We start from the raw sequence: 4,038 nt of genomic DNA, 5'->3' as shown, positions 1-4,038 counted from the left end.
CGCTCGGATTGCTGGTGCTGTCTTATGAGTTCGCCATGGTTCGCCGTCACCGGCGTCGCTTTGTCGTCTGGTGGGAACGGCGTCGCCGGCCCGATTGACCGCCGATGGCGCAGGGTGGGTGTTCAACGGGCGGCGTGTTCTTCCAGTGCCTCATGGATCTGCTTGAGAATCGCCGCGGCCGAGGCAAGCCTTGCCCTGTCGTGCGGCGACAGGCTGTCCGCACCTTCGATGGACAGAGGTCGATTGCGTAATGCAGAAGCTCTCCGCATTGTAGCAGGGACAGGCCGGACGAGGCACTCGTATTTGCTGCCATTATCCGGCGCATGGCTCTTCCTCCTGCCATGTCCAACGCACGGGCCGCCGATGAGTTTCTCCTCCGGGCAGGGCTATGCTTAACTGTCCGCTAATGGAGCGGTCAGGCCCGGTCCGACGATTTGCCGGATGCCGTCCGGACTGACGCTAGGAAACCGTTCGGAATGCACGGTGGCCGCTTGACGGCATTTTCGCCGCAACCTATTGGAACCGGGTGGAACGCCGGGAGCAATGAGGCCTCGTGGCGGAGTGGTTACGCAGAGGACTGCAAATCCTTGCACCCCGGTTCGATTCCGGGCGAGGCCTCCAATGCCCGGGCCCCCGCGCGGCAGCGCAGGGGCCTGAAGTTCCTGACACAATGGACCGCGGTTCTGGCGCGGCAAGCGGATTGGTTGGGACATGAGCGCTGATTTCTCCGAACTACGCGTCAAGATGGTCGACGGCCAGGTCCGCACCACCGATGTGACCAGCGCGCCGCTGCTTGATGCAATGCTTGTCGTCCCAAGAGAGGTGTTTGTCGGCGCCGCCCAGCGCGATCTGGCCTATATCGACGAGGACATCCGCATTGCCGCCGGCGCGGACGGTGCGCGCTACCTGATGGAAGCATCCCCGTTGGCCAAGCTTATCCAACTGGCCGAGATCAACCCGACCGATTCGGCGCTCGATGTCGGTTGCGGAACCGGCTACGCCTCGGCCATCCTGTCGCGGCTGGCCAGGTCCGTGGTGGCGCTTGAAAGCGATTCGGCGCTGGCGGAAACCGCCAGATCGACGCTTTCGTCGCTGGGCTGCGGCAATGTGACCGTCGTCCATGGCGCGCTGCCGCAAGGGCATGCCGCCCAGGCCCCTTATGACGTCATCCTTGTCGGCGGCAGCGTCGCGGAAGTCCCTGTGACGCTGCTGGACCAGCTCGCCGAAGGCGGCCGCCTTGTCGCCGTCGAAGGGCAGGGCAATTCCGGCGTGGCTCGTCTCTTTTTCAAGGCCGGGGGGGTTGTAACCGGAAGACGGGCATTTAATGCGGCAATTAAGCCACTACCGGGGTTTGAACGCATTCGTGCTTTCGAATTCTGAATGATTTGGCCTTGCAGCAGAGGCTTTGTCATGGTCGCTTGCATTTGAACGATCGCTGCTGATGCCAAACTGGGGGCACTTTGGGGTGAGCAGCAGGGAACATCGAACACGCGGCGCCGGCTGATCTATGAGAGAAGCAGGCGCGGCGCGGTTCCCATGGAAAACGAATGAGGGTTTAACCGTGCCGTCTTTACGCAAGTCACTTTTCACCGCCGTCCTCGTTTCGGCGACCATGCTGTCCCCACTGGCCGCTTCAGCCGAAACCATCTCCGGCGCGCTTGCAAAGGCCTACCAGTACAATTCTTCGCTGAATGCATCCCGCGCCGGCGTTCGCGTCACCGACGAGGGCGTCGCCATCGCCAAGTCGGGCTACCGTCCGGTTGTCACCGGCTCGGCGAATATCGATTATTCGAGCAGCCATCTCAACGGCACCAATTCAAGCGTGCGGCTGACCACCGGCAATTTTGGCGTCCAGATCGACCAGACGCTGTTCGACGGCTTTCAGACCAGGAACAATGTCGCTGCCGCCGAAGCGCAGGTCCGGGCTTCGGTCGAAAGCCTGCGCAACACCGAAGAGGGTATCCTGTTCAGCGCGGCCCAGGCCTATATGAACGTGATTCGCGACCGGCAGGTCGCCGTGCTGACCGAGCAGAACCTGCAGTTCCTGACCGAAACGGCGCGCGCGGCGCGTTCGCGTTTCGAGGTTGGTGAAGGCACGCGCACCGATGTCGCGCAGGCCGACGCTTCACGCGCCGCCGCGGTGGCATCGCTGAGTGCTGCCCGGGCGCAGGCGCTGGCAAGTGCGGCGCTCTATCGCCAGATCGTCGGCGACGAGCCGGGCAAGCTCAAGGGCGCTTCGCCGGTGGCAAAGCTGTTGCCGTCGAGCCTCGCCGCCGCCGTCGGGGTGGCCTCGAACGAGCATCCGGCCATCCTTGCCACGCAGCATCTGGTCGACGCCGCCGCGTTTTCGGTGAAGTCGGCCGAAGGCGCGCTGTTGCCGCAGCTCTCGGCTTCCGCCGGCGTTTCGAGCGCCTATCGCAATACCTCGCCTTTGCCAGGCGTCGGTTCGCAGGATGGCACGACCAATTCGGCCAGTGTCGGGGCAACGCTGACGATCCCGATCTATTCGGGTGGCCGCACCTCGGCGATCGTGCGCCAGAACAAGGAATCACTCAGCCAGGCCCGCATCCAGGTCGACGTCAGCCGCGACCAGGTGCGCCAGGCCGTCACCGCCGCCTGGACCGAGTATACCGCCGCGCAGCAGCAGCTGACGGCCAACAGGCAAGTGATCGAGGCCGCGAAGCTGGCACTGAACGGTGTCATCGAAGAACGCAATGTCGGCCAGCGCACCACGCTCGACGTCCTCAACGCACAGGCGACGGTCATCACCGCCCAGATCAACCAGGCCGGTTACGAACATGATGTGGTGGTGGCGAGCTACGCCATCCTGCAGGCGACCGGCCGTCTGTCCGTCGACCGCCTTGGCTTGCAGGTAGCGAAGTACAAGCCTGAAGAGCATTACAACGCGGTCAAGGACAAGTGGTACGGCCTGCGCACGCCGGACGGCCGCTGAGGCGTTCGGCCAGGACTGGCGGTGTTCCCCGTTTGAGCAGGATCTTTCGCACTCGGGTTCAGATTGCGCTAATCTGTTGAAATCCCACAAGTCCCCAGATTGGGGATTCTCGTGCGGCGATCCGTCGGTTACGCTGTCGCCATGATTCGATCCGGCTCTGCCGGAGCGGAAACCCACAGGGGTCACAAAGGCGGCGGATGTGACGATGGCAACGGCAAGCAGCGCACAGCGCGAACCTTCCATGGAAGAGATACTGGCTTCCATCAGGCGGATCATCGAGGACAGCGACGGCGGCCGCAAGCAGCCGGGCGACGCCGATGAGCTGAGCCAGGATCTGGAGCACGCGTCGAGCGCCTATGCGGCCCCTGACGTGGAAGCATTCCGTGCCGACCTGCATGCCGCCCCCGAAGGCAGGAAGCCGGTGACGCTGGCGGAAGTCCAGGCACAGTTGCCGGCGGCCGAGCCGGTGGTCGCGCGCATGGAAACGCCTGCGCGCCCCGATCCCAGCCCGGCAAAGCCATCGATGACACTTGCCGAAGTTAGCGCCCGCGTCGCCGCCGAGCCAATCACGGTTGAATCGCCGGGATCGCGTCCTGTCGCCGACGCTTCCATCGCCGATTGGCGTCGCGAGATCGCCGCGGTCGGTGAGCAGGCGAGGGCGGTGTCGGACCGGAGCGAGGCACGCAAGACGGCTGCCCAGCCGTCCGTGGAGACTCCAAGGGACGAACCGACCGCGAAAGTAGCCGTCGGGCCCGAGCCGTCTCGTCCGGATGCAAGCGTGGTGCGGCCGGTGGCGGCCAGCGACGCGCCGCGTCCGGCAATCGTTTCCGAGCATACCGGCCGTCAGGTCGCGGCTGCCTTTGGCGAGCTTTCCGATGCGTTTGCCAGCCGCAGCAAGAAGACATTCGACGAGATGGCCGAAGAGATGCTGCGGCCGATGCTGCAGGATTGGCTGGACAACAATCTGCCGACACTGGTGGAAAGGCTGGTGCGCGAGGAGATCGAGCGCGTGGCGCGCGGGGCGCAGTAGTTCCCCATGTCGATTGCCAATGGAAACGGCGCCTTCGCGGCGCCCATTGGTGGGG

At 64.4% G+C, this 4,038-nt stretch carries 3 protein-coding genes and 1 tRNA gene; all 4 read left to right on the top strand.

Features of this window, described 5'->3' with window-relative positions; translation table 11 throughout:
• The first annotated feature begins 547 nt into the window (after window positions 1-547).
• The 4 genes from EN750_RS22055 to EN750_RS22040 all read left to right on the top strand — a co-directional run bounded on the left by EN750_RS22055 (window position 548) and on the right by EN750_RS22040 (window position 3,983).
• Window positions 548-621: transfer RNA gene (locus tag EN750_RS22055), tRNA-Cys, on the top strand.
• Window positions 622-711: 90 nt separating this feature from the next.
• Window positions 712-1,380 (top strand): protein-L-isoaspartate O-methyltransferase, encoded by a 669-nt coding sequence (locus EN750_RS22050; RefSeq protein ID WP_127397635.1) that lies wholly within the window; start codon window positions 712-714, stop codon window positions 1,378-1,380.
• Between the two features lie 181 nt (window positions 1,381-1,561).
• Window positions 1,562-2,953 carry a TolC family outer membrane protein gene (locus tag EN750_RS22045; protein WP_127322716.1) on the top strand — a complete coding sequence of 464 codons (1,392 nt, stop codon included), beginning with the start codon at window positions 1,562-1,564 and terminating at the stop codon, window positions 2,951-2,953.
• A 205-nt stretch (window positions 2,954-3,158) separates the two neighbouring features.
• Window positions 3,159-3,983, top strand: a complete 825-nt coding sequence (locus tag EN750_RS22040; RefSeq protein ID WP_127397634.1) for a PopZ family protein — start codon at window positions 3,159-3,161, stop codon at window positions 3,981-3,983.
• The last annotated feature ends 55 nt before the right edge of the window (window positions 3,984-4,038 follow it).

Source organism: Mesorhizobium sp. M7A.F.Ca.ET.027.03.2.1 (assembly GCF_003999175.1).
In the GTDB taxonomy this organism is placed as follows: Bacteria; Pseudomonadota; Alphaproteobacteria; order Rhizobiales; family Rhizobiaceae; genus Mesorhizobium.
The sequence above is the reverse complement of the archived record's forward strand: the minus strand, read 5'-3'. Positions and strand labels throughout refer to the sequence as shown.

What these genes read in the sequence shown, in the direction of transcription:
- EN750_RS22050 (WP_127397635.1), top strand. Translation starts at nt 712, where the DNA reads ATGAGCGCTGATTTCTCCGAACTACGCGTCAAGATGGTCGACGGCCAG.
- EN750_RS22040 (WP_127397634.1), top strand. Translation starts at nt 3,159, where the DNA reads ATGGCAACGGCAAGCAGCGCACAGCGCGAACCTTCCATGGAAGAGATA.